This window comes from Ralstonia sp. PBBBR1 (genome assembly GCF_002256165.1).
Classification (GTDB): domain Bacteria; phylum Pseudomonadota; class Gammaproteobacteria; order Burkholderiales; family Burkholderiaceae; genus Ralstonia; species Ralstonia thomasii.
Map to the genome: position 1 here is coordinate 84,354 of NZ_NKIL01000013.1, position 22,553 is coordinate 106,906.

The 22,553-nt window shown below is 62.7% G+C and carries 20 protein-coding genes; 15 read left to right on the forward strand and 5 right to left on the reverse strand.

Translation table 11 applies throughout. From position 1 onward, the window contains the following. The first annotated feature begins 560 nt into the window (after positions 1 to 560). The 3 genes from CFE42_RS20730 to CFE42_RS20740 all read left to right on the forward strand — a co-directional run bounded on the left by CFE42_RS20730 (position 561) and on the right by CFE42_RS20740 (position 5,424). Complete coding sequence (locus CFE42_RS20730) at positions 561 to 2,483, forward strand: PrkA family serine protein kinase (protein WP_004634293.1); 1,923 nt, start codon at positions 561 to 563, stop codon at positions 2,481 to 2,483. Between the two features lie 55 nt (positions 2,484 to 2,538). Continuing rightward, positions 2,539 to 3,801 carry a YeaH/YhbH family protein gene (locus CFE42_RS20735; protein ID WP_004634292.1) on the forward strand — a complete coding sequence of 421 codons (1,263 nt, stop codon included), beginning with the start codon at positions 2,539 to 2,541 and terminating at the stop codon, positions 3,799 to 3,801. Positions 3,802 to 3,915: 114 nt separating this feature from the next. Then, entirely contained in the window at positions 3,916 to 5,424 is a 1,509-nt protein-coding gene (locus CFE42_RS20740; RefSeq protein ID WP_004634291.1) for a SpoVR family protein, read from the forward strand. A 90-nt stretch (positions 5,425 to 5,514) separates the two neighbouring features. On the opposite strand, the gene CFE42_RS20745 is transcribed toward CFE42_RS20740, so the two are convergent. Both CFE42_RS20745 and CFE42_RS20750 read right to left on the reverse strand, forming a co-directional pair. Next, the gene (locus CFE42_RS20745; protein ID WP_004634289.1) at positions 5,515 to 5,793 is read right to left on the reverse strand and encodes a DUF1488 domain-containing protein; all 279 of its coding nucleotides are present in this window, start codon (positions 5,791 to 5,793) and stop codon (positions 5,515 to 5,517) included. Between the two features lie 172 nt (positions 5,794 to 5,965). After that, positions 5,966 to 6,625, reverse strand: coding sequence for a response regulator transcription factor (locus CFE42_RS20750; RefSeq protein WP_004634286.1), 660 nt, complete (start codon positions 6,623 to 6,625; stop codon positions 5,966 to 5,968). Positions 6,626 to 6,873: 248 nt separating this feature from the next. Between CFE42_RS20750 and CFE42_RS20755 the strand changes: the two genes are divergently transcribed. From CFE42_RS20755 to CFE42_RS20770, 4 genes are all read left to right on the forward strand, one after another. After that, positions 6,874 to 7,542, forward strand: a complete 669-nt coding sequence (locus CFE42_RS20755; RefSeq protein ID WP_004634285.1) for a DUF2589 domain-containing protein — start codon at positions 6,874 to 6,876, stop codon at positions 7,540 to 7,542. A gap of 109 nt (positions 7,543 to 7,651) precedes the next feature. After that, positions 7,652 to 8,404 carry a DUF2589 domain-containing protein gene (locus tag CFE42_RS20760; protein ID WP_004634283.1) on the forward strand — a complete coding sequence of 251 codons (753 nt, stop codon included), beginning with the start codon at positions 7,652 to 7,654 and terminating at the stop codon, positions 8,402 to 8,404. Beyond that, on the forward strand, positions 8,394 to 8,846 hold the full coding sequence (locus CFE42_RS20765) for a lysozyme (protein ID WP_004634281.1): 453 nt from the start codon (positions 8,394 to 8,396) through the stop codon (positions 8,844 to 8,846). Before CFE42_RS20760 ends, CFE42_RS20765 begins: the two co-directional genes overlap by 11 nt. A gap of 34 nt (positions 8,847 to 8,880) precedes the next feature. Beyond that, complete coding sequence (locus CFE42_RS20770) at positions 8,881 to 9,390, forward strand: hypothetical protein (protein WP_004634279.1); 510 nt, start codon at positions 8,881 to 8,883, stop codon at positions 9,388 to 9,390. A gap of 17 nt (positions 9,391 to 9,407) precedes the next feature. On the opposite strand, the gene rnhA is transcribed toward CFE42_RS20770, so the two are convergent. Then, positions 9,408 to 9,854, reverse strand: a complete 447-nt coding sequence (rnhA, locus tag CFE42_RS20775; protein WP_004634278.1) for a ribonuclease HI — start codon at positions 9,852 to 9,854, stop codon at positions 9,408 to 9,410. Positions 9,855 to 9,893: 39 nt separating this feature from the next. After that, positions 9,894 to 10,799, reverse strand: a complete 906-nt coding sequence (locus tag CFE42_RS20780; protein WP_193747942.1) for a class I SAM-dependent methyltransferase — start codon at positions 10,797 to 10,799, stop codon at positions 9,894 to 9,896. On the opposite strand from CFE42_RS20780, the gene gloB reads away from it, so the two are divergent. The 8 genes from gloB (at position 10,798) to CFE42_RS20820 (ending at position 21,976) form a co-directional block, all read left to right on the forward strand. After that, the gene (gene gloB / locus CFE42_RS20785; RefSeq protein WP_004634275.1) at positions 10,798 to 11,637 is read left to right on the forward strand and encodes a hydroxyacylglutathione hydrolase; all 840 of its coding nucleotides are present in this window, start codon (positions 10,798 to 10,800) and stop codon (positions 11,635 to 11,637) included. The two genes, CFE42_RS20780 and gloB, sit on opposite strands and share 2 nt — an antisense overlap. A 138-nt stretch (positions 11,638 to 11,775) precedes the next feature. Next, the gene (locus CFE42_RS20790) at positions 11,776 to 13,326 is read left to right on the forward strand and encodes a transglycosylase SLT domain-containing protein (protein WP_004634273.1); all 1,551 of its coding nucleotides are present in this window, start codon (positions 11,776 to 11,778) and stop codon (positions 13,324 to 13,326) included. A 144-nt stretch (positions 13,327 to 13,470) separates the two neighbouring features. Next, positions 13,471 to 15,372: a propionate--CoA ligase gene (gene prpE / locus CFE42_RS20795; protein WP_004634272.1), complete on the forward strand. Its 1,902-nt coding sequence runs from the start codon at positions 13,471 to 13,473 to the stop codon at positions 15,370 to 15,372. Positions 15,373 to 15,717: 345 nt separating this feature from the next. Beyond that, positions 15,718 to 16,854 (forward strand): glutamine-hydrolyzing carbamoyl-phosphate synthase small subunit, encoded by a 1,137-nt coding sequence (gene carA, locus CFE42_RS20800; protein WP_004634270.1) that lies wholly within the window; start codon positions 15,718 to 15,720, stop codon positions 16,852 to 16,854. A gap of 21 nt (positions 16,855 to 16,875) precedes the next feature. Next, on the forward strand, positions 16,876 to 17,550 hold the full coding sequence (gene leuE / locus CFE42_RS20805) for a leucine efflux protein LeuE (protein ID WP_004634267.1): 675 nt from the start codon (positions 16,876 to 16,878) through the stop codon (positions 17,548 to 17,550). A 16-nt stretch (positions 17,551 to 17,566) separates the two neighbouring features. Beyond that, positions 17,567 to 20,812 (forward strand): carbamoyl-phosphate synthase large subunit, encoded by a 3,246-nt coding sequence (gene carB, locus CFE42_RS20810; RefSeq protein ID WP_004634266.1) that lies wholly within the window; start codon positions 17,567 to 17,569, stop codon positions 20,810 to 20,812. A 199-nt stretch (positions 20,813 to 21,011) separates the two neighbouring features. Next, the gene (gene greA / locus CFE42_RS20815; protein ID WP_004634264.1) at positions 21,012 to 21,488 is read left to right on the forward strand and encodes a transcription elongation factor GreA; all 477 of its coding nucleotides are present in this window, start codon (positions 21,012 to 21,014) and stop codon (positions 21,486 to 21,488) included. A 20-nt stretch (positions 21,489 to 21,508) separates the two neighbouring features. Next, the gene (locus tag CFE42_RS20820) at positions 21,509 to 21,976 is read left to right on the forward strand and encodes a DUF4149 domain-containing protein (protein ID WP_004634262.1); all 468 of its coding nucleotides are present in this window, start codon (positions 21,509 to 21,511) and stop codon (positions 21,974 to 21,976) included. A gap of 57 nt (positions 21,977 to 22,033) precedes the next feature. On the opposite strand, the gene CFE42_RS20825 is transcribed toward CFE42_RS20820, so the two are convergent. Next, a complete protein-coding gene (locus CFE42_RS20825) occupies positions 22,034 to 22,534 on the reverse strand; it encodes a YhbY family RNA-binding protein (RefSeq protein WP_004634261.1) in 501 nt (166 codons plus the stop codon). Positions 22,535 to 22,553 lie beyond the last annotated feature (19 nt).

The following is a 22,553-nucleotide window of genomic DNA, read 5'->3' on the forward strand; positions in this document are numbered from 1 at the left end:
ACTTTCCTCTGGCGTAAAAAAGAGACACCTTCGGTCGATCTGTTTCGGTCGTTCCTCCAGGAGCTGTGGGCGCCTGCCCGGCGATAAAACGCATATCGTCCCGTGCTTTGCACACTGGGTTGTTGCGTCACCGCAAGAAAGGCTGCCGCTACAAACGTAGCGCCGCGGGTGCGCGCCATGCGCAGTACGGCGGTATCACAGTTGGCGGCGCACTGAAATGCAGGGATATCCCCCTCCTGTATTCAGCGTGCGCGCGGGAACTCGCGCAGATCGGTTACGTACCAACCTGCGAGCGCGGGAAGGCGGCATGGGTACGCTTTCTGCTGCGCTCGGGGTAGCCGATCGTCGTGGTGCGTGTGCTGATGCATCGAGCAAGGTCCGTTTAGCACTTGATGCTGCCGAGCGCTAACGCAATCGCGACGTGTTGTGCACCATTCCAGTCGCTCGACCGTTCTTGTGATCATCGGTGATTCGTCTACAGTGGAATCAGCAACGCACGCAAGAACTAGCCTGGCTCTCGCTTGTTGGTGTGGAGTAGGGAAGAAATCTACGGGGGAGATATGGATATTTTCCGCCACTACGCAACGCGTTTTGAAGCTCGCAAAGAGGACGAGTACAGCATCCAGGAGTACCTGGACATCTGTAAGAAAGACTCGACCGCCTATGCGACCGCCGCTGAGCGCATGCTCACCGCAATCGGTCAACCCGAACTGGTGGACACCCACCACGATCCTCGGCTGTCGCGATTGTTCTTCAACAAGGTCATCAAGATCTACCCGGCCTTCCGGGAGTTCTATGGCATGGAGGACACGATCGAGCAGATCGTCTCCTTCTTCAAACATGCCGCGCAGGGCCTTGAGGAACGCAAACAGATCCTTTACCTGCTCGGACCTCCGGGCGGCGGCAAATCCTCGCTCGCCGAGAAGTTGAAGTCGTTGATGGAGCAGATCCCCATCTACGCCCTGAAGGGCTCGCCGATTCACGAGTCCCCGCTCGGACTGTTCTCGCCCGAGGAAGACGGCAAGATTCTGGAGGAAGACTACGGTATCCCGAGGCGCTACCTGAACTCGATCGCTTCGCCGTGGGCCGTCAAGCGGCTGCACGAGTTCAATGGCGATATCACGCGTTTCCGGGTGGTGAAGCTTCACCCGTCGGTGCTGTCGCAGATTGCGATCTCCAAGACCGAGCCGGGCGACGAAAACAATCAGGATATTTCGTCGCTGGTCGGCAAGGTCGACATCCGCAAGCTGGAGGACTATCCGCAGGACGATCCGGATGCGTATTCGTATTCGGGCGGGCTGTGCCTGGCCAACCGTGGCTTGCTCGAGTTCGTCGAAATGTTCAAGGCGCCGATCAAGGTCTTGCACCCGCTGCTGACGGCCACGCAGGAGGGCAACTACAAGGGCACGGAGGGTTTTGGCGCGATCCCGTTCGATGGCGTCATCCTGGCGCACTCGAACGAGGCGGAGTGGCAAAGCTTCAAGTCCGACCGCAACAACGAGGCCTTCCTGGATCGCATCTACATCGTCAAGGTGCCGTACTGCCTGCGCGTGTCGGATGAAGTGAAGATCTACGACAAGCTACTGCGTAACAGCTCGCTGGCCGCTGCGCCCTGTGCGCCAAACACGCTAAAGATGATGGCGCAGTTCGCGGTGCTCACGCGCATCAAGGAGCCCGAGAATTCCAACATCTTCTCGAAGATGCGCGTGTATGACGGCGAGAGCCTGAAGGACGTCGATCCGAAAGCGAAGTCGTACCAGGAGTACCGCGACTTTGCCGGCATCGACGAGGGCATGACGGGCTTGTCGACACGCTTTGCCTTCAAGGTGCTCTCGAAGGTGTTCAACTTCGACGGCACGGAGGTGGCGGCCAATCCGGTGCACTTGCTGTACGTGCTCGAGCAGCAGATCGAGCGCGAGCAGTTCCCGCCGGAGACAGAATCCAAGCTGATGTCCTACATCAAGGAGTACCTCACGTCGCCGTACGTGGAGTTCATCGGCAAGGAGATCCAAACGTCGTATCTGGAGTCGTATTCGGAGTACGGGCAAAACATCTTCGACCGCTACGTGGTGTTCGCCGACCTCTGGATCCAGGATCAGGAATATCGCGATCCGAACACGGGCGAAATTCTCGATCGCAGCGCGTTGAATGACGAGTTGGAGAAGGTGGAAAAACCCGCGGGCATTTCCAACCCGAAGGACTTCCGCAACGAGATCGTCAATTTCGTGCTGCGTGCGCGGGCCAAGAACGGAGGCAAGAACCCGGTCTGGACAAGCTACGAGAAGTTGCGCGCGGTGATCGAGAAACGGATGTTCTCGACCACGGAGGATCTGTTGCCCGTGATCTCGTTCAATGCCAAGTCGTCGCATGACGACAAGGAGAAGCACGAAAACTTCGTCAACCGCATGGTGGAGAAGGGCTATACCCAGAAGCAGGTCCGCTTGCTGGTGGAGTGGTACCTGCGCGTCAGGAAATCATCTTAAGGAGGTCAGGAGAGGGCAAGGACACCCCAGCGAACTTCCAATCGAGGGCAGTTACATGGGCACGATCATTGATCGGCGGGAGAACGGTGGCGGCAAGAGCACCGTCAACAAGCAACGCTTCATCAAGCGTTACCGAGACCAGATCCGCCGCGCGGTGGCCAAGGCCGTGACGGGCCGCAAGATCATGGACATCGAGCAGAGCGGGCAGGTGTCCATTCCCGTCAAGGACATCTCGGAGCCCATGTTCCACCACGGCTCGGGCGGACGCCGCGAGGGCGTTCACCCGGGCAACAAGGAGTTCATTCGCGGCGACAGCTTCGACCGCCCGCAGCAGGGCAGCGGCGGTACCGGTTCGCAAGCCAGCGACTCGGGCGAGGGCGAAGACGATTTCATCTTCACGCTCTCGCGCGAAGACTTCCTCAACTTCTTCTTCGAAGACATGGCGTTGCCCGATCTTGCCAAGCGCAGCCTGGCCAAGATCGCGGAGGTGCGCAAGGTGCGCGCGGGTTTCTCGCTCGATGGCACGCCGTCCAACCTGTCGATTCTGCGTACGATGCGCAGCTCGCTCGGTCGCCGTATCGCGTTGTCCAGCCCGTATCAGCGTCGTCTGCACGAGTTGGAACGCGAGTACAACGAAGAACTGGAAAACGACGGCCCTTACGGCGTGCGCGCGCAAGAGCTGATGAAGGAGATGCGCCATCTGCGCTCCTGCCTGGATCGCGTGCCGTTCATCGAAAAGCTCGACCTGCGCTACAACAACCGCGTATTGCGCAAGCGCCCGCAGGCGCAGGCGGTGATGTTTTGCGTGATGGACGTGTCCGGCTCGATGGACGAATCGCGCAAGGACTTGGCCAAGCGCTTCTTCATGCTGCTCTACCTGTTCCTGAAGCGGAACTACGAACGCATCGACGTCGTCTTCATCCGTCACCACACCGTGGCCAAGGAGGTGGACGAAGAGGACTTCTTCCACTCACGCGAGTCGGGTGGCACTGTTGTGTCGAGCGCACTCAAGCTGATGGCGGAAGTGATGCAGGAGCGCTATTCGCCAAGCCAATGGAACATCTATTGTGCGCAGGCTTCGGATGGTGACAACTGGGCGGGCGATTCAGAACTCTGCGCGAAGCTGCTGCGCGAAACGATCCTGCCGCTGACGCAGTATTACGCTTATGTTGAGGTGGTCTCGACGGAGCCCCAGAACCTGTGGGAGGAGTATCTTACGTTGAAGGCTGGGCACGAGAACTTCGCGATGCAGCGCATTCTCAAAGCGGACGAAATCTATCCGGTGTTGCACGAGCTGTTTCAGAAGCGCGCCGCCTGATCGCTGATCTGCAGCAGGTTGCTCCCAGCCGGGCGCTGCCGCCGTCCAGTGGCAGCGGGTGCCATGGTGAGCACGCCACCTGTGACCCTGAGTGATCGACAAATGGGAACGAGCATGGCCTATCTATCTACGGGCTCGGAGTGGACCTTCGAGCTGATCAGGCGCTACGACCAAAGCATCGCCCAGATTGCCGCAGACTTCGGCCTGGACACCTATCCGAACCAGATCGAAATCATTACCGCCGAGCAGATGCTCGATGCCTACGCGTCGTCCGGCTTGCCGCTGGGCTACAACCATTGGTCATACGGCAAGCACTTCCTGGCGTCCGAACGCGGCTACCAGCGCGGCCTCATGGGGCTGGCTTACGAGATCGTCATCAATTCGAACCCCTGCATCGCCTACCTGATGGAGGAGAACACGATGCCGATGCAGGCGCTGACGATCGCACATGCCTGCTATGGCCACAACTCCTTCTTCAAGGGCAATTACCTGTTCCGCACGTGGACGAACGCCGACGCGATCGTCGATTACCTGCTTTTCGCCAAGAACTACGTGGCCGAATGCGAGCAGCGCTACGGCGAGCAGGAGGTGGAACTGCTGCTCGACTCCTGCCACGCATTGCAGAACTACGGGGTCGATCGTTATCGGCGGCCGAAGAAGCTGTCGATCAACGAAGAGCAGGCGCGCCAGGCGGAGCGCGAGAAATACCTGGAAGCGCAGGTGAACGACCTGTGGCGCACGCTGCCGACGCACCGCGCTCGCGCGCTCGCAACGGCCGACGACATACCGGAACCCGATCCGCAATTCCCGCCGGAACCGGAAGAGAACCTGCTGTACTTCATCGAGAAGAACGCGCCCAAGTTGCAGCCATGGCAACGAGAAATCGTGCGCATCGTGCGCAAGATCGCGCAGTACTTCTATCCGCAGCGGCAGACCAAGGTGATGAACGAAGGCTGGGCGACGTTCTGGCACTACACCATCCTGCACAAGCTGTACGACGAAAAACTCGTCAACGACGCCTTCATGCTCGAGCTGCTGCAGGCCCACACCAACGTGATCTATCAGCCGCCATTCAACAGCCCGTATTACAGCGGCCTGAACCCGTACACGCTGGGCTTTCTGATGTTCCAGGACATTCGGCGCATCTGTGAATCGCCGGAAGAGGAAGACTACCGCTGGGCGCCCGAAATCGCGGGCAGCGATTGGCAGAAGACGCTCGACTTCGCCATGCGCAACTTCAAGGACGAGAGCTTCCTCTTGCAATTCCTCTCGCCGCGCGTGATCCGTGAGTTGAAGCTGTTCTCCGTGCTCGATGACGACCGCGATGCCAAGCTGCGCGTCACCGCCATCCACGACGAGGATGGCTACCGCAAGATCCGAGAGTTGTTGGCAGGGCAGTATGACTTGTCGAACATCGAGCCCAACATCCAGGTGACCAACGTCGACGTGGGTGGAGATCGCTCATTGACGCTGCGCCACTTGCAGAGCAGCCGTCGCCCGCTCGGGTCGAACTACGAAGAGATGCTGCGCCACGTCGTACGCCTGTGGGGCTTCACGTGCCGGCTGGAGGTGGTCTACGAAGATGGGCGCCGCGAGATGAAGCACGAGTGCAGGCCTGACTAGCACCCGTCCGTTTCCACAAGGCCAGCCTCGCGCTGGCTTTCTTCTTATCCACCGCAGGCGCGGATGTCGACCATGCTGCTCACGGCGCAGCTACATGCCGAAGCGGAAATGGCCGCTACGCAGCACGATGTTGTGCGAGTCCCTCAGCTTGAAGAGTGAGCGCGCCATGTCTTCAATGGTGCCGCGGTGCGATTCCATGGCTTGGAGCAGATCTTCCTGCCGCCACGAGCGGGCGCCGAAATGCTCTTCGAGCGCTTCAGCCGTCACCGCATAGCAGGCCGGGATGCCGTCGACGCTGGCGGTGCACGTGAGGGTGAGATCCGCGGCGCAGTAGCGTGGCGGGCTGGTGTGGAATTCGATGCTTTCCATGGGCGGCCTCCATGAAAAAACGGCGATGCACCGTGCGCCGCCTTGCAACCAGTGTATGGCGTGGTTGCGTGAATGCAATGACCGGCTCAGTGTTTTCATGGGTGGCGACCTCGCTGGCCCGTAACGTCCGGCAAGGCTGCCGGAGGCTACGGGCGAGTGGTGGCGTGCGGTGCTACATCGCACACATCTGCAGGCGGACGAGGCTTGCCTTGCAGCGCGAGAGCCAGAGCGCGGCCTCGGTCCGGTTGTTGACGCCAATCTGCCGGAACAGCGCGTACAGATGGTTCTTGATCGTGCCCTCAGCCACGTTGAGCACGCGACAGATCTGCTTGTTGGATTTGCCTTCTGCAAGCAGTTGCAGCACCTCATGCTGCCGCGGCGTGAGCCGGCGCCAGAGTTCGGCTGGGCTTTCTCCCGGGCTCTGGCGCGGATCGTCGGGATAGAGATTGCTGATGGGCGGCAAGTAGACCGCGCCCGAGGTAATGCGCTGCAGGGCTTCGAGCAGAACATCGGCCGTTGCCTGCCGGTCAACCACGCCGGCCGCGCCAAAGCGCAGCGCGTCGCCGACCACGTGGCGGCCCACAGCTTGTACCGTCAGCAACACAGGCACTTCCGGCAACACCGCTTTCAACTCCGACAGGCGCTGCCGTGCGTCGTCGTCCTGTGCGCTCCATTCCATCACCACGGCGCTGGGCTCGGCTTGCCTGCAAGCCGGTCCGATTTGCGCCGTGTAGTGCGTATCGATAAACACACCCTGTGCGTCGAGTGCATTCAATACATTAGACACACCTGCCGCAAAAAGCGGCAAGCTATCGATTACCAGAATATTCATCGACCCCTCGTACTTCAGTTAATTATTTTCGGCGAAACCGATTGTTTTGTAGGGCGGGATCGATCCGGTTGCATTGAAACGGAAGTTCAGTGCCGAAAGTCACGGGCAGCAAGTCGATACGTACTGTGCCGCTGTTCCGTGGCCTTGGCTGGGACTTTCGAGGCATCGAGCCCCGCAGGAAAAACGCTTACTTTGGATTCGGGCACACAAACCTGTGCGCCCAAATAATTCAATGTGAGGAGTTTTAAATGGACAACGGACTTATCGGGTCGGTTATCAATGCGCTGCCAATCGACAAGATGATCTCTGCGCCGCTGCAGGCAATGATCGCAGCGCAAACCTCGGCGGCAAAATCCTATGCGGATTTTCTGCTGCAGGTCTGTATTCAGAACGGCAAAGCCGTTGCCGTGCAATTTGACTACGACGAAACCATCGTCGACGAGAAGGGGGTGTCGCAAGGCACGATCCAGAAGACGATGCGCATTCCGTTGCTGTGCGCGGTCGTGCATCCGGTGATCGCCATCGAGGAAGGCACGATCGACTTCGAGCTGGAGATTTCGCAGTCGGAGAAATCGTCGTCCAGCACCGAGGCGGAAGGGTCGTTCCAGGCCAAGCTCGGCTGGGGCCCGTTCAGCGTGTCGGTGTCGGGCCGCGCCTCGCACAAGTCCGAGCAGACGCGTAGCACCGACACGCGTGCCAAGTACTCCTTCCACACCCAGGTTAAGCGTCAGAACCCGCCGGAAGCGCTGATGCGCGTGATGGAGTTCTTGACTGACGCGGCAACCAAGCCGGTGGTCGTCAAGGGCAAGGAGAACGACGTCAAGCCGCTGCCCGCCACGCCGACCGACGGCACGATGATCGGCGAAAAGGTGCCGGCTGGCGGTAACGCGCCGGCCCCGGCTCCGGCAACTCCGTAAGCCGCCCCGGCGATGGACGCCGGCCGGCCTCCCCACGGTCGGCGTCCTGATCGGTGCGCGCCTGCCGCGCGCCGCCCATTGATCTGATCGATCCGACCGACCCGACACCATGTTCAAACTCTTCAGCCGCCGCGGGCGTGACGATGACCGTGCATCGTCAGCGCCCGCCACACCGTCGGCACCGCTCACCAGTTCGCCGTCGGCGCCACCTGGGTCTTCCGGTGCCGCGCCGTTTTCCGAGGCAGCGTCCGATGCGCCTCCGCCGTCGCCTCCGGGTTCATCGCCCCCTGGCGGCGGTGGCGGCAGTAACAGCCACGGTCATCCGGGCTTGAATGGCCTGACGCTGGACGACATTACGCGTGGCATGCAGCACGCCGCCGCGTCCGCCAACCAGATGCTTGCGCAGCAGTACACCGCGCTGCTCGATCAGTTTTTCGATGCCGACGAGACCGGCACGCTGGTGGCACGGGAGGTCGAACTTGCGCTCGACAGTCAGCACCGGCTGGCGCTGCCTCTGGTGTCGCTGGCGATGCCGCGTGGCCTCGCGCTCGATGAAATGACGGTGAACATGACCGTACGCAGCGACATTGCCGAGACCTTGCCCGTGCACGGCGCTGCCACCGGCGGTGTTGGCCGGTTCTACGTCTCGCTCGCGCCGCATTCCAAGCGTGACACCGGCCGCGACAGCGAGCACATCGACATCGAGATGAAGTTCACCGCGTTGCAGCCGCCAGAGGCCGTCATGCGGCTGATCGACGAATACACAAATCGGCTGGTGCCAAGGCCCGTGCAGTCAAATGCCGCCGCCTCCGATGGCTCCGGCACAACCAGCACGCCGCGGGAGAAGAGCGATGAGCACTGAGCACAACCCACGCACCACCGGCGAGCGAGGCCTCGCGCTGATCAAGGAATCGGAAGGGCTGCGTCTGTCGACGTATCTGGATGCGGTCGGTAAGCCGACCATCGGCTACGGCCATTTGATCCGGCCTGGCGAGACCTTCAACGGGCCGATCTCGCAGCAGCATGCCGAAGCGCTGCTGCGCAAAGACCTGGCCGACACCGAGCAGGGCATTGCCAAGGCCGTGCGCGTGTCGATTACGCAAGGTCAATTCGACGCGCTGGCGTCCTTCGTCTTCAACCTGGGAGCGGGGCGGCTGCGCTCGTCGACGCTGCTGCGCAAGCTCAACGCCGGGGACTACGTCGGCGCAGCCAACCAGTTCCTGCTCTGGGACAAGGCCGGCGGCAAGCCACTCAAGGGGCTGACTAAGCGTCGTCAAGCCGAACGCAAATTGTTCCTGTCCTGATGCACAACCACGTTACTTCAACGGAGAAGCTCGCATGCATACCGAACCGATGTCCGTGATTCCCACCACCCGTCCGCGCCGCCTGTATCGCGTGCTGACATGGCTCGCGGCCGCTGCCATTGCCATCGGCATGTCCTACGCGCGCGCGGCCGACAATGCCGCGCCAACGTGCATGGCGGAGGCGGAGCGCATCCGCAGCGAACTCGGCAAGCTGGATCTCCCGACGTTCAACGATCAAGCCGGGGGCTACCTGGCCGACACGCTGAATCAGCTCTACGCGTATGGCACGTTGCCCAACCGCTACGTGCCCGAGCGCCAAGCCAACTGGGAGCCGGGCGCAAATCGCCCCGTCATGATGCACAAGCGCAGCATCGGCGGTGATGCATGGGCGCAGACCGGCCTGCTGCAGGCGGATATCGACGATGGCCTTTCCAAGCGCGGCCCGCTGCGGCTGATCTATGCGCAGGATGGCAAGCCGCAGTACGTCACGACCACCGCCGCGAATGCGCCGCAGATCCCGACGCAGCGCTGCGCGGGCAGGTGAGCGTGCGCCCGGCTGCGTCAGGCTTTCGCCTGGCGCGCCATCTCGACGCCTTTGTTGGCCAGCGCATCGGCGCGCTCGTTGCCGGGGTGGCCGGCATGGCCCTTGACCCAATGCCAGCTCACCTCATGTCCGGCGACCAGTTCGTCGAGCGTGCGCCAGAGGTCGTCGTTCTTGACCGGCTTCTTGTCGGCCGTCTTCCACCCGCGCGCCTTCCAGCCGGCCAACCATTCGCTGATGCCTTTCTGGACGTACTGCGAATCGGTATAAACCTGCACCCGGCATGGCCTTTTCAGCGCGCGGAATGCTTCGATCACGGCCATCAGCTCCATGCGGTTGTTGGTGGTTAGCGTTTCGCCGCCAAAGAGTTCTTTTTCGTGGCTGCCCGAGACGAGCACGGTGCCCCAGCCACCAAGGCCGGGGTTGCCCTTGCACGCGCCATCGGAATAAACGGTGACTTCCTGCATTGAGAAACGATGGGTGATCAGTGAGTGGAAGGGTCGCGCTCACGCGCCCGATTTGCCGTCACGCGCCGTGGCCGATGGCGCCTTGGTCGAATGTGATCCCGAAGGCGTCGCGACCGGCGTTCCGGCCGGCACCAGCGCCGGCGATTTGCGCGTCTTCCATGCCGGACCGACCAGTCGCATGGAGCGCACGCGCTTGACCGCCTGCAGCATGTAAACCGCACCGAAGATCGGCCACCAACGGTCGCCGGCCTTTTCCATGAAGGCGGTGCGCTGCAGCCATTTGTCCGAGCGATTAGGCGGGCAGTAGCAGCCGAAACGGCCGCGCACGATATCAAATCCGAGCAGCTTGAGCCAGTCTTTCAGACGCGTGAACGCAATCATCTGGCTCTGTGCAGGGAGAAACGATTCCGTGCCCAGGCGCCGCATGCCCTGGCGCATGCCCCACAGGCTCAGCGGGTTGAAGCCGGTGATGATCAGGCGCCCCTCGGGCATCAGCACGCGCGCCACTTCGCGCAGCACTTCGTGCGGATCGTCAGTGAACTCCAGCACGTGGGGCAAGGCGACGAGGTCGATGCTCTGCGAAGCGAAGGGCAGTTCGTCATAGCGGCAGATCACGCGGGGCGTGGCTTGGCGTGGTGGCGTGCTGGTGTCGGGTTCTCCGTCGGCCGCATCGGCGGATTCAGCGGGGTCGCCATCCATCGGGTCGAGCGTTTCGGTGGGGGCCGTCGGGTCGATGTCGTCCACCACGCGGGCAATCAGCGGGATGCGGTTCTCGCGCAGCGCCCCAAAGCCAGGATGGCCTAGCTGCAGCGCGTGATAGCCGAACATGTCGGCCACCGTGCGATCGAACTGGGCGTGCTCCCACCGCAGGACATATTGCCCGGGCGGCGAAGCGAGCCAGTGGTGCCAATCTATAATGCGACGATCGTTAGAGGAGTCGGACATGGTCCAGGGTGGTGTGCCGCGCGGTGTAGCGCTTGAGGTCGAGGCGATCGCTGCGTTTACCGACAATTATATTTGGGCACTGCACGATGGCCGTGTGGCTGCTGTCGTCGACCCGGGCGACGCGCAACCGGTGCTGCGCTTCTTGAAGGAACGCGGGCTCGCGCTCGGTGCCATTGTAATCACACATCATCATGGCGATCACGTCGGCGGGGTGCGCGAACTGCTCGCGGCGTATCCGGAGAATCCCGAGGGTGCGCCGCTGCAGGTCATCGGCCCAGCGGACGAATCGATCCCGTGCCGCACGCAGGCCGTGCGCGAAGGCGACGTCGTGACGCTCACGCAGCCAGCCGCCACATTCCGGGTGATCGATGTGCCGGGTCATACCAGCGGTCACGTCGCCTATGTAGGGCACCTTCAGGGTAATGCCGCATCGGCGAGTCTGTTTTGTGGCGATACACTCTTCGCCACCGGCTGCGGCCGGCTTTTTGAGGGGACGCCCGCGCAGATGCGCGCGTCGCTGGCCAAGCTGGCGGCACTGGCGCCCGATACGCGTGTCTATTGCGCGCATGAATACACGGCATCGAATGTGCGTTTTGCGCGTGCAGTCGAACCTGGCAACGCCGACTTGGCAGCCTGGGAGGATGAGGTAGCGGCGTTGCGGGCCGAGGGCCGCTCGACTGTACCCACGACCGTTGGACACGAGCGGGCGACCAATCCCTTCATGCGGTCGGATGACGCCAATGTGACGCTGGCCGTGGCACGCCATGCAGGTATCGACGCGGATGACCCCGTTGCAGTATTCGCCGCGTTGCGCCAGTGGAAGAACGATTTCCGTTGAGAACGCTCGGCGCGCGGCGATAACGCGGCCAGATGTGATGCATTGGGCAAGCGGCACGCCGGGTGAACGCGGGTTGACGCGGTCGGATGCGTTTCTTACTATCTGGGGCAATTTTTAGCCCTAACCCCATAGAACTTGATGCGATCCGTGCGACTTCTTGCGGCAACTGTGCTCAGTCTGCTCCTTGCGGCCTGTGCAACGGCCCCCGGGCCGAACGCCGACACGGCCAGCACCAGCGCCTCCACCGCCACCGGCCAGGCCCCCGCGCCGGTCGTCAATGTCGATCAGCAGCCCGTGGCATCCCTGAAAGGGCCTGCCAAGGATCTCTGGGCGCGCATTCGCCAAGGTTTCTCCATGCCCGACCTGCAAAGCTCGGCTGTGGACGACCGCACTGACTGGTATGCGCAGCGCCCGGATGCCTTCCGCCGGATGGTGGATCGCTCGAACCGCTACCTGTACCACATCGTCGAAGAGCTGGAGCGGCGCAACATGCCCACCGAGCTGGCGCTCCTGCCGTTCGTGGAAAGTGCGTTCAACCCGCAGGCAGTATCGACTGCCAAGGCTGCCGGGATGTGGCAGTTCATCCCGAGCACTGGCCGAACCTACAACCTCAAGCAGAACGTCTTCCAGGACGAGCGCCGCGATGTGCTTGCCTCGACCGACGCCGCGCTCGACTATCTTTCCAAGCTGCACGACCAGTTTGGCGACTGGCAACTCGCGCTGGCCGCCTACAACTGGGGTGAAGGCGCGGTGGCGCGGGCGATTGCACGCAACCAGGCCGCGGGGCTGTCGACCGATTACGTCAACCTGAACATGCCCGCCGAGACGCGCATGTACGTGCCCAAGCTCCAGGCGGTGAAGAACATCATCGCCAACCCGGAGCGCTACGGCGTCACGCTGCCGGAAATTCCCAACCATCCGTACTTCGTCACCGTCACGACTTCACGCGATATTGATGTGACGCTGGCTGCCAAGCTGGCCAATCTGCCGATGGATGAGTTCAAGGCGCTGAACCCGTCGTTCAACCGGCCGGTGATCCTGGGCGCGTCGAACCCGCAGATCCTGCTGCCGTACGACAACGCGGAAACTTTCCAGTACAACCTGAACACCTATCGAGGCGGCCTCTCCAGCTGGACGGCCGTGACGGTCGGCAACCGCGAGCGCGTCGAAGCATTGGCGGCCCGGCTGAAGGTTGACCCCGACACCATTCGCGAGATCAACCGCATTCCGAAGGGCATGCGGCTGAAGGCCGGCTCCACCGTGGTTGTGCCGCGTGCCGACGGCGCCCAGGAAAACGCTCCCGACATCAGCCCGGAGTTGGCCGAGAACGCCACCATGGCGGTCGAACCCGACATGCCGGATCTGAGAAAGGTGGTCGTGCGCGCAGGCAAGCGCGATACGGTTGCGGGTCTGTCGCGACGCTACGGCGTGTCGGTTGCCCAGATTCGTGCGTGGAACCAGCTCCCCGGCGACGCCATTCCCAAGGGGCACAGCGTTGTGCTGATGCTGCCGCAAGCGCGCGGTGGCGGTCGTGGCGGGCATGTGCGCGTGATGCGCGTATCGGCCACAACGTCGCGTGCCACAGCGGCAACCACGCGCGTGCCAACTGCGAAGGTGGCCGGCAAGCCGGTGGTCAAGGCGAAGCCGGTGGCAACTTCATCCAGTTCGGTCAAGCGCAAGAAGCGCTGAGACTGGCAACAGAAACGGCGTCCTGCGGGGCGCCGTTTTGTTTTGGGGCGGCGGTAAGACCCGCGTAAGTTGGCGATCGCAAAGTAGGTGCATCAAGCACAACCAAGATTGAGCCATCGCGTACGATGGCCAGGAGACAACATCATGCCCATGTCCGCCGCGTACCGCGCGCTGTATCAGCGCTCCATTGATGACCCCGCTGGCTTCTGGGGCGAACAGGCCCAGCGCATCGAATGGCAGGCGCCGTATTCTGCCGTCCTCGACGATTCGCGCTTACCATTCGCCAAGTGGTTCGTGGGCGGACGCACCAACCTGTGCCACAACGCCGTCGACCGGCATCTCGCCACGCGTGGCGAGCAAGCGGCGCTCGTGTATGTCTCCACTGAAACCGGTCTGGAGGCCACGTACACGTATCGCCAGCTCCATCGCGAGGTCAACCGCATGGCGGCGAGCCTGCAGGCCCTGGGCGTGAGGCGGGGCGACCGCGTGCTGATTTACCTGCCGATGATTCCTGAAGCCGCGTTTGCGATGCTGGCCTGTGCGCGCATCGGCGCGATCCATTCGGTGGTGTTCGGCGGTTTCGCGTCCAACAGTCTCGCCACGCGCATCGACGACGCTACGCCGCGCGTGATCGTCAGTGCCGATGCGGGCTCGCGAGCGGGCAAGGTGGTCGAGTACAAACCGTTGCTCGATGCCGCGATTGCGCTGGCGGCCCACAAGCCCGAGCGCGTGCTGCTCGTCAATCGCCAACTCGCGCCCATGCAGCGCAACCCGCGCGATGTCGACTACGCAACGCTCGCCGCCCAGCACGCGAACGCCGAGGTGCCGTGCGAATGGATGGAATCCAGCGAGCCCTCGTACATCCTCTACACCTCCGGCACCACCGGCAAACCAAAAGGCGTGCAGCGTGATACCGGCGGCTATGCGGTGGCGCTCGCGGCGTCGATGCCGCTCATTTTCGGTACGCAGCCCGGCGACACGATGTTCACCGCTTCGGACGTGGGCTGGGTGGTGGGACACAGCTACATCGTCTACGCGCCGCTGCTCGCGGGCCTGACGACGGTCATGTACGAAGGCACGCCAATCCGTCCCGACGGTGCGGTCTGGTGGCGCATCGTCGAGCAATATCGGGTGAACGTGATGTTCACCGCACCGACCGCCATTCGCGTACTCAAAAAGCAGGATCCGGCGCTGCTGCAGCGACATGATCTGTCGAGCCTGCGCCGCCTCTTCCTTGCCGGCGAGCCGCTGGACGAGCCCACCGCAAGCTGGATCGGCGAGGCACTGCACAAGCCCATCGTTGACAACTACTGGCAGACCGAGACCGGCTGGCCGATGCTGGCCATTCCGCAAGGGGTTGAGCCTTCCGAGCAAAAGCTTGGCTCGCCGGGCTTCCCGGTCTACGGGTACAAGCTCGACATCTTGGATGAGGCCACCGGGCAACCTTGTGCTCCTGGGGAGAAAGGCCTGCTCGCGGTGTCCGCGCCGCTGCCGCCGGGCTGCATGACGACCGTCTGGGGCGACGATGCCCGCTTTCTGAAGACCTACTGGTCTGCGTTCCCGGGGCGACACATCTATTCGAGCTTCGACTGGGGCGTGCGTGACGAGGAGGGCTACGTGACCATCCTCGGCCGCACCGACGACGTCATCAACGTGGCGGGCCACCGTCTGGGCACCCGCGAGATCGAAGAAAGCCTGTCGTCGCATCCCGCCATCGCCGAGGTGGCGGTGGTGGGCGTGGCCGATCAGCTCAAAGGGCAGGTGGCGATGGGGTTTGCCATCGTGCGTGACGCTTCGCGCATTGCCGAGCCGACGGGGCGCCTGGCCCTCGAAGGTGAGTTGATGCGCACAGTCGAGGTGCAGCTCGGGGCAGTGGCACGGCCCTCGCGCGTGTTCTTTGTCGGGGCGCTGCCCAAGACGCGCTCCGGAAAGCTGCTGCGCCGGGCGATGCAGGCCGTAGCGGAAGGGCGTGACCCGGGAGATCTGACGACCATTGAAGACCCCACGGCGCTGGCTCAGGTGCAGGCTGCCGTGCGAGGTGACTAGATGATGAGAAAGTGACGTTCTCGCCAGCTCGATCACGGACTCGTGGGCACGGCGGGACGTCACAAATCGGGCGGCACGCGCCGTTAAGTCCTTCCTTTCATTGAGTTTTTTGCGGTGTCCGGGTATACTTGTTGGGTTTGAGTTCAGAAACCCATCACCCTAGCGCCAACCGCTTCCTACCTCCCGCCTACCGCCCCGTCTGCCTCGTTTCTCGGTGATTTCTGGTGAGTTCTGTCCCAGCCCCGACTCTCGGCGCGCAAACGGCCCGGATTCCGCATAGCCGGAATTCCGCTTCGGCGCCAAGGTGATCAGGTCGGCACAGGGTGAATCCAGCAGGAGCTACCCGTGTTGCCGTCTTTCCCGCCCGCCATTCTCGCGCTTGCAGACGGCACGGTCTTTCGTGGCTATTCCATCGGTGCGGCCGGTCATACGATCGGCGAAGTGGTGTTCAACACCGCAATCACCGGCTATCAGGAAATCCTTACCGATCCGAGCTACTCGCGCCAGATCGTCACGCTCACGTATCCGCATATCGGTAACGTTGGCGTGAACCGTGAGGATGTCGAAGCTACGAAAGTCCATGCCGCCGGTCTCATCATCAAGGATCTCCCGATCCTGGCGTCGAACTTCCGCAAGGAGCACACGCTCTCGCATTACCTCAAGGGCGAGAAAGTTGTCGCCATTGCCGGGATCGATACGCGCAAGCTGACCCGAATCCTGCGCGAGAAGGGCGCCCAGAACGGTTGCATTCTCGCCGGCGAAGACAACGTGCAGAAGGCCATCGACCTCGCGCGCTCGTTCCCGGGCCTGTCGGGCATGGATCTGGCGAAAGTCGTGTCCGTGACCCAGCCGTACGAGTGGACTCAAACCGAATGGGCGCTGGGCCGCGGCTACGGCAAGCAGGAAGCCCCGAAGTACCACGTGGTCGCGTATGACTTCGGCATCAAGTTCAACATCCTGCGCATGCTCGCCGAGCGTGGCTGCCGCGTGACGGTGGTGCCGGCACAAACCAGCGCAGCCGACGTGCTGGCGCATAACCCGGATGGCGTCTTCCTTTCCAACGGCCCCGGCGATCCGGAGCCGTGCGACTACGCTATCGCCGCCACCAGGGAGTTCCTGGAGCGTCGCCTGCCGACGTTCGGCATCTGTCTGGGCCACCAGATCATGGGCCTGGCTGTCGGTGCCAAGACGCTCAAGATGAAGACCGGCCACCACGGCGCGAATCACCCGGTCAAGGATCTGCAGGACGGCCGCGTGGTCATCACCTCGCAGAACCACGGTTTTGCAGTGGACCCGGAATCGCTGCCGGCCAACGCGCGCGTGACGCACGTCTCGCTGTTCGACGGCACGCTGCAGGGCTTCGAGCTGACCGACCGTCCGGCGTTCTGCTTCCAGGGCCACCCGGAAGCGTCGCCCGGTCCGCACGACATCGCGTATCTGTTTGACCGCTTCACCGCGGTGATGGACGCAGCCAAACAGTAAAGCAACGAGAGCGCATCCGCCATGAACGCCTTCATGCTCGCCCACTTCGGCATCACCGAGTTCTGGACCTTTCTGCTCGGCACGATTTTCATCGTGCTGCTGCCGGGGCCGAATTCGATGTACGTGCTGTCGGTGGCGGCCCGCCGCGGTGTGCGCGCGGGCTACCAGGGCGCGTGCGGCGTGTTTCTGGGTGATGCCATCCTGATGGTGTTGTCGGCAGCGGGCGTGGCTTCGCTGTTGAAGGCGAGTCCGGCGCTGTTCTACGTCGTGAAGTACATCGGCGCGGCGTATCTGGCGTGGATCGGCCTGCAGATGCTGCGTGGCGCGGTTCGCAACTGGCGTGTGCGCAAGGCCGGCGAGTCCGTCGCACAAGACGCGGCTCCGGCCGATGAATCGCACCCGTTCAAGAAGGCGCTGATCATCAGTCTGCTGAACCCGAAGGCGATCCTGTTCTTCATCTCGTTTTTCATCCAGTTCGTCGATCCGCACTACGCGTTGCCGGTCGTGTCGTTCGTCGTGCTTGGGCTGGTCTGCCAGATCTGCAGCTTCCTGTACCTGACCACCATCATCTTCGTGGGCGCGCGGCTGGCCGCGGCGTTCCGCGCGCGACGACGTTTGTCTGCCGGTATGAGCAGCGGCGTCGGCGCCATGTTTATCGGCTTTTCCGCCAAGCTGGCGACGGCCACACTGAATTAATCGAATCGAGCGGGTTATGCCAAAACGTACAGATATCAAAACCATCCTGATCATCGGCGCGGGTCCGATCATCATCGGCCAGGCGTGTGAATTCGATTACTCCGGCGCGCAGGCTTGCAAGGCGCTCCGTGAAGAAGGCTTCAAGGTGGTCCTGGTCAACAGCAACCCGGCCACGATCATGACCGACCCCAACACGGCCGATGTGACCTACATCGAGCCGATCACGTGGGAAGTCGTCGAGCGCATCATCGCCAAGGAACGCCCCGACGCGATCCTGCCGACGATGGGCGGCCAGACCGCGCTGAACTGCGCGCTGGACCTGCATCGCCACGGCGTGCTGAAGAAGTACAACGTCGAGCTGATCGGCGCATCGCCCGAGGCCATCGACAAGGCGGAAGACCGCCAGAAGTTCAAGGACGCGATGACCAAGATCGGTCTGGGTTCGGCCAAGTCGGGCATCGCGCATTCGATGGACGAAGCCGTGGCTGTGCAGTCGCAGATCGCCAAGGAAACCGGCACGAGCGGCTACCCGATCGTGATCCGTCCGTCGTTCACGCTGGGCGGCACGGGCGGCGGCATCGCCTACAACCGCGAAGAATTCGAAGAGATCTGCAAGCGCGGTCTCGACCTCTCGCCGACCAACGAGCTGCTGATCGAAGAATCGCTGCTCGGTTGGAAGGAGTACGAGATGGAAGTCGTGCGCGACAAGGCCGACAACTGCATCATCGTCTGCTCGATCGAGAACCTGGACCCGATGGGCATCCATACCGGTGACTCCATCACCGTGGCGCCGGCACAGACGCTGACCGACAAGGAATACCAGATCCTGCGTAACGCCTCGCTGGCTGTGTTGCGCGAGATCGGCGTGGATACCGGCGGCTCGAACGTGCAGTTCTCGATCAATCCGCAGGATGGCCGGATGATCGTGATCGAGATGAACCCGCGTGTGTCGCGTTCGTCGGCGCTGGCGTCGAAGGCCACCGGTTTCCCGATCGCCAAGGTCGCGGCCAAGCTGGCCGTGGGCTACACGCTGGACGAGCTGAAGAACGAGATCACCGGCGGCGCGACGCCGGCGTCGTTCGAGCCGTCGATCGACTACGTGGTCACCAAGGTGCCGCGTTTCGCGTTCGAGAAATTCCCGCAGGCCGACAGCCACCTGACCACGCAGATGAAGTCGGTCGGTGAGGTGATGGCCATGGGCCGGACGTTCCAGGAGTCGTTCCAGAAGGCGCTGCGTGGCCTGGAAGTCGGCGTGGACGGCCTGGACGAAAAGTCCACCGACCGCGACGAGATCATCGAAGAGATCGGCGAAGCCGGTCCGGATCGCATCTGGTATCTGGGCGACGCATTCCGCCTGGGCCTGTCGATCGACGAGGTTTATGCCGAGACGTCCGTTGATCCGTGGTTCCTGGCGCAGATCGAAGACATCGTCAAGACGGAAGCACTGGTGAAGTCCCGCACGCTGGAAAGCCTGTCGGCTGCCGAGCTGCGTCTGCTCAAGCAGAAGGGTTTCTCCGACCGCCGCCTTGCCAAGCTCACCAAGACGACAGCCAAGGCCGTGCGCGAGAAGCGTATCGCCGAGAAGGTACGTCCGGTCTACAAACGTGTCGACACGTGCGCCGCTGAATTCGCGACAAACACGGCATACCTGTACTCCACGTACGAAGCCGAGCACGGCGAGTGCGAAGCCGAGCCGACCAGCAACAAGAAGATCATGGTCCTGGGCGGCGGCCCGAACCGGATCGGCCAAGGTATCGAGTTCGACTACTGCTGCGTGCACGCCGCGCTGGCGCTGCGCGAAGACGGGTACGAGACCATCATGGTCAACTGCAACCCGGAAACCGTTTCGACCGACTACGACACGTCCGACCGCCTGTACTTCGAGCCGGTGACGCTGGAAGACGTGCTCGAAATCGTTGACAAGGAAAAGCCGGTCGGCGTGATCGTGCAATACGGCGGCCAGACGCCGCTGAAGCTCGCGCTGGATCTGGAAGCCAACGGCGTGCCCATCATCGGCACGTCGCCGGACATGATCGACGCGGCCGAAGACCGTGAGCGCTTCCAGAAGCTGCTGCACGCGCTGGGACTGCGCCAGCCGCCCAACCGCACCGCGCGTGCCGAAGACGAAGCCCTCAAGCTGGCCGAAGAAATCGGCTACCCGCTGGTGGTGCGTCCGTCGTACGTGCTGGGTGGCCGCGCGATGGAAATCGTGCACGAGCCGCGCGACCTCGAGCGCTACATGCGCGAAGCCGTGAAGGTGTCGAACGACAGCCCCGTGCTGCTCGACCGATTCCTGAACGATGCCATTGAATGCGACGTGGATTGCCTTTCCGACGGCAAGCGCGTGTTCATCGGCGGCGTGATGGAGCACATCGAACAGGCCGGCGTGCACTCGGGCGACTCGGCTTGTTCGCTGCCGCCGTACTCGCTGTCGCAGGCGACCGTCGACGAGCTCAAGCGCCAGACCGCCGCGATGGCCAAGGCGCTGAACGTGGTCGGCCTGATGAACGTGCAGTTTGCGATCCAGCAGAAGGGCGGCGAAGACATCGTCTACGTGCTGGAAGTGAACCCGCGTGCTTCGCGTACGGTGCCGTACGTTTCGAAGGCGACCGGTATTCCGCTGGCGAAGGTTGCGGCTCGCTGCATGGCTGGCCAGTCGCTGGATTCGCAAGGCGTCGAGACGGAAGTCGTGCCGGCGTACTACAGCGTCAAGGAGGCTGTGTTCCCGTTCAACAAGTTCCCGGGGGTCGACCCGGTGCTCGGACCGGAAATGCGCTCCACCGGCGAAGTGATGGGCGTTGGCAAGACCTTTGGCGAGGCGCTCTTCAAGAGCCAGCTGGCTGCCGGTTCGCGCCTGCCCGAGAAGGGTACCGTGCTGATGACGGTCAAGGACAGCGACAAGCCGCAAGCCGTGGAAGTGGCCCGTGCGCTGCATACGCTGGGCTACCCGATCGTGGCAACGCGCGGTACGGCCTCGGCCATTGAAGCTGCGGGCATTCCGGTGCGCGTGGTGAACAAGGTGAAGGACGGCCGTCCGCACATTGTCGACATGATCAAGAACAGCGAGATCGCGCTCGTCTTCACGACCGTCGACGAGACGCGTGCCGCAATCGCTGACTCGCGCTCGATCCGCCAGGCTGCATTGGCGCAGCGTGTCACGTACTACACGACCATCGCCGGTGCGCGTGCCGCGGTGGAAGGTCTGAAGCACATGCAGCACCTCGATGTGTATGACCTGCAGGGCCTGCACGCGACCCTGTAAGTAAGCCCATCGTCAGGGCCCGCGACGCGGCATAGCGTCGCGGCGACCGCCCGGAGAGGGGGCAGTTGCCGCCTCCGGACGGTTCGCCTAAACTAGAGCGTCCGTGTCAAAACAACGACAGCCGCCGTCAGGCGGGTGTGCGCTACGCGCCCTCCCGCTTCGCAGCGGCTGATTTTTTTGTGATTCTGAAAGACTTACGATGAGCACCATTCCGATTACCAAGCGCGGTGCCGAGATGCTGAAAGACGAACTCCAACGTCTGAAGACCAAGGAGCGTCCGGCCGTCGTCAACGCTATCGCCGAGGCGCGTGCCCAGGGCGATCTGTCCGAAAACGCCGACTATGATGCCGCCAAGGAGCGCCAGGGCTTCATCGAAGGCCGCATCCAGGAAATCGAAAGCAAGTTGTCGGCTGCACAGATCATCGATCCGGCTTCGCTCGATGCTGAAGGCCGTGTGGTCTTTGGCGCCACCATCGACCTGGAAGACCTGGATTCGGGCAAGCCTGTTACGTACCAGATCGTCGGCGATGACGAAGCCGATATCGAGATCGGCAAGATCTCGATCAGCTCGCCGATCGCCCGTGCGTTGATCGGCAAGTTGGAAGGCGACGTCGCCACCGTGGTCGCCCCGGGCGGCGAGCGCGAGTACGAAGTCCTGGCCGTCAAGTACCTCTAACCCGATCCGAGACAGCCGCCATGCCGCAGCGCTTCTTCCAGTTGCTTGCCACGGTATGGTGCGGTTCGCTCTGGACCATCGGTTACATCGTCGCGCCGACGCTGTTCGCGATGCTGGGAGATCGCCAGTTGGCCGGCTCCATTGCCGGTCGGTTGTTTCATGCGGAAGCGTGGATCGGCCTGGCGGCCGGGTGCTTGCTGTTGCTGGCTGCCACGGCGCTAGTGCGCCGCGGTGAGGCCGGTTACCGGCGGCTGCGCTGGCTCGTGCTGGCGATGCTGCTGTGCGTGCTGGTGGGCTATTTCGGCCTCCAGCCATTCATGGCTTCACTGCGCGAACAGGCCGATGCACTCGGCATGGCGGTGGGAGATTCGCCTTACCGCGCACAGTTCGGCATGCTGCACGGTGTATCGAGCGTGTTCTATCTGCTGCAGAGTCTGTTGGGGTTGGCGCTGATCTGGAAGGCAGCCGATGTTCGACAAGCCGCCTGAAGGCCAAAAAAAGACCGGCTGAAAAGCCGGTCGTTTTGTGTGCAGCCCCGAATTGGATCAGGACAGCGCCTTCTTTTTCTGGCTGGTTTGACGCGGCTTGGCGCGCTTGACGTTGCCGCCGGCCGTGACACGTTCGTTGCCGAGCACGCTCAGGCGGACGGGCTTCGGGCGGCGTGCGCTGTTCGGGTTCGGCTTGCGCACGGTGACCGAGCGCGGACCGGCGCCCACGGTCGTCTTGCGCGGCGGCTTGAGATCGCGCGGCTGGTTTTCCTTCAGGTACGCCGGGCCTTCGCGCCAGATCACCAGCAGCTTGCCGATGTGCTGTACGGGGGCGGCTTGCAGGCGGGCGCAGATGGTGTCGTAGAGTTCGATGCGTGCTTCGCGGTCATCGCCGAAGACGCGAATCTTGATCAGCCCGTGTGCCGCCAGCGAGCGGTCGATTTCGGCCAGAACGGCCTTGGTCAGACCCTCCGCACCGATGATGACGACCGGGTTCAACGCGTGCGCTTCGGAGCGCAGTTCCGATCGTTGGGCAGGGGTGAGGATAAGGGCGGGCATAAATAAGCGCGGGATCGCG

Coding starts and splice junctions, on each gene's coding strand:
- greA (WP_004634264.1), top strand. CDS start 21,012: ATGAGCACCATTCCGATTACCAAGCGCGGTGCCGAGATGCTGAAAGAC.
- CFE42_RS20780 (WP_193747942.1), bottom strand. CDS start 10,799: ATGTCCGACTCCTCTAACGATCGTCGCATTATAGATTGGCACCACTGG.
- CFE42_RS20745 (WP_004634289.1), bottom strand. CDS start 5,793: ATGGAAAGCATCGAATTCCACACCAGCCCGCCACGCTACTGCGCCGCG.
- carB (WP_004634266.1), top strand. CDS start 17,567: ATGCCAAAACGTACAGATATCAAAACCATCCTGATCATCGGCGCGGGT.
- prpE (WP_004634272.1), top strand. CDS start 13,471: ATGCCCATGTCCGCCGCGTACCGCGCGCTGTATCAGCGCTCCATTGAT.
- CFE42_RS20765 (WP_004634281.1), top strand. CDS start 8,394: ATGAGCACTGAGCACAACCCACGCACCACCGGCGAGCGAGGCCTCGCG.
- CFE42_RS20750 (WP_004634286.1), bottom strand. CDS start 6,625: ATGAATATTCTGGTAATCGATAGCTTGCCGCTTTTTGCGGCAGGTGTG.
- CFE42_RS20735 (WP_004634292.1), top strand. CDS start 2,539: ATGGGCACGATCATTGATCGGCGGGAGAACGGTGGCGGCAAGAGCACC.
- CFE42_RS20760 (WP_004634283.1), top strand. CDS start 7,652: ATGTTCAAACTCTTCAGCCGCCGCGGGCGTGACGATGACCGTGCATCG.
- CFE42_RS20790 (WP_004634273.1), top strand. CDS start 11,776: ATGCGATCCGTGCGACTTCTTGCGGCAACTGTGCTCAGTCTGCTCCTT.
- leuE (WP_004634267.1), top strand. CDS start 16,876: ATGAACGCCTTCATGCTCGCCCACTTCGGCATCACCGAGTTCTGGACC.
- CFE42_RS20755 (WP_004634285.1), top strand. CDS start 6,874: ATGGACAACGGACTTATCGGGTCGGTTATCAATGCGCTGCCAATCGAC.
- CFE42_RS20820 (WP_004634262.1), top strand. CDS start 21,509: ATGCCGCAGCGCTTCTTCCAGTTGCTTGCCACGGTATGGTGCGGTTCG.
- rnhA (WP_004634278.1), bottom strand. CDS start 9,854: ATGCAGGAAGTCACCGTTTATTCCGATGGCGCGTGCAAGGGCAACCCC.
- CFE42_RS20770 (WP_004634279.1), top strand. CDS start 8,881: ATGCATACCGAACCGATGTCCGTGATTCCCACCACCCGTCCGCGCCGC.
- CFE42_RS20730 (WP_004634293.1), top strand. CDS start 561: ATGGATATTTTCCGCCACTACGCAACGCGTTTTGAAGCTCGCAAAGAG.
- CFE42_RS20825 (WP_004634261.1), bottom strand. CDS start 22,534: ATGCCCGCCCTTATCCTCACCCCTGCCCAACGATCGGAACTGCGCTCC.
- CFE42_RS20740 (WP_004634291.1), top strand. CDS start 3,916: ATGGCCTATCTATCTACGGGCTCGGAGTGGACCTTCGAGCTGATCAGG.
- gloB (WP_004634275.1), top strand. CDS start 10,798: ATGGTCCAGGGTGGTGTGCCGCGCGGTGTAGCGCTTGAGGTCGAGGCG.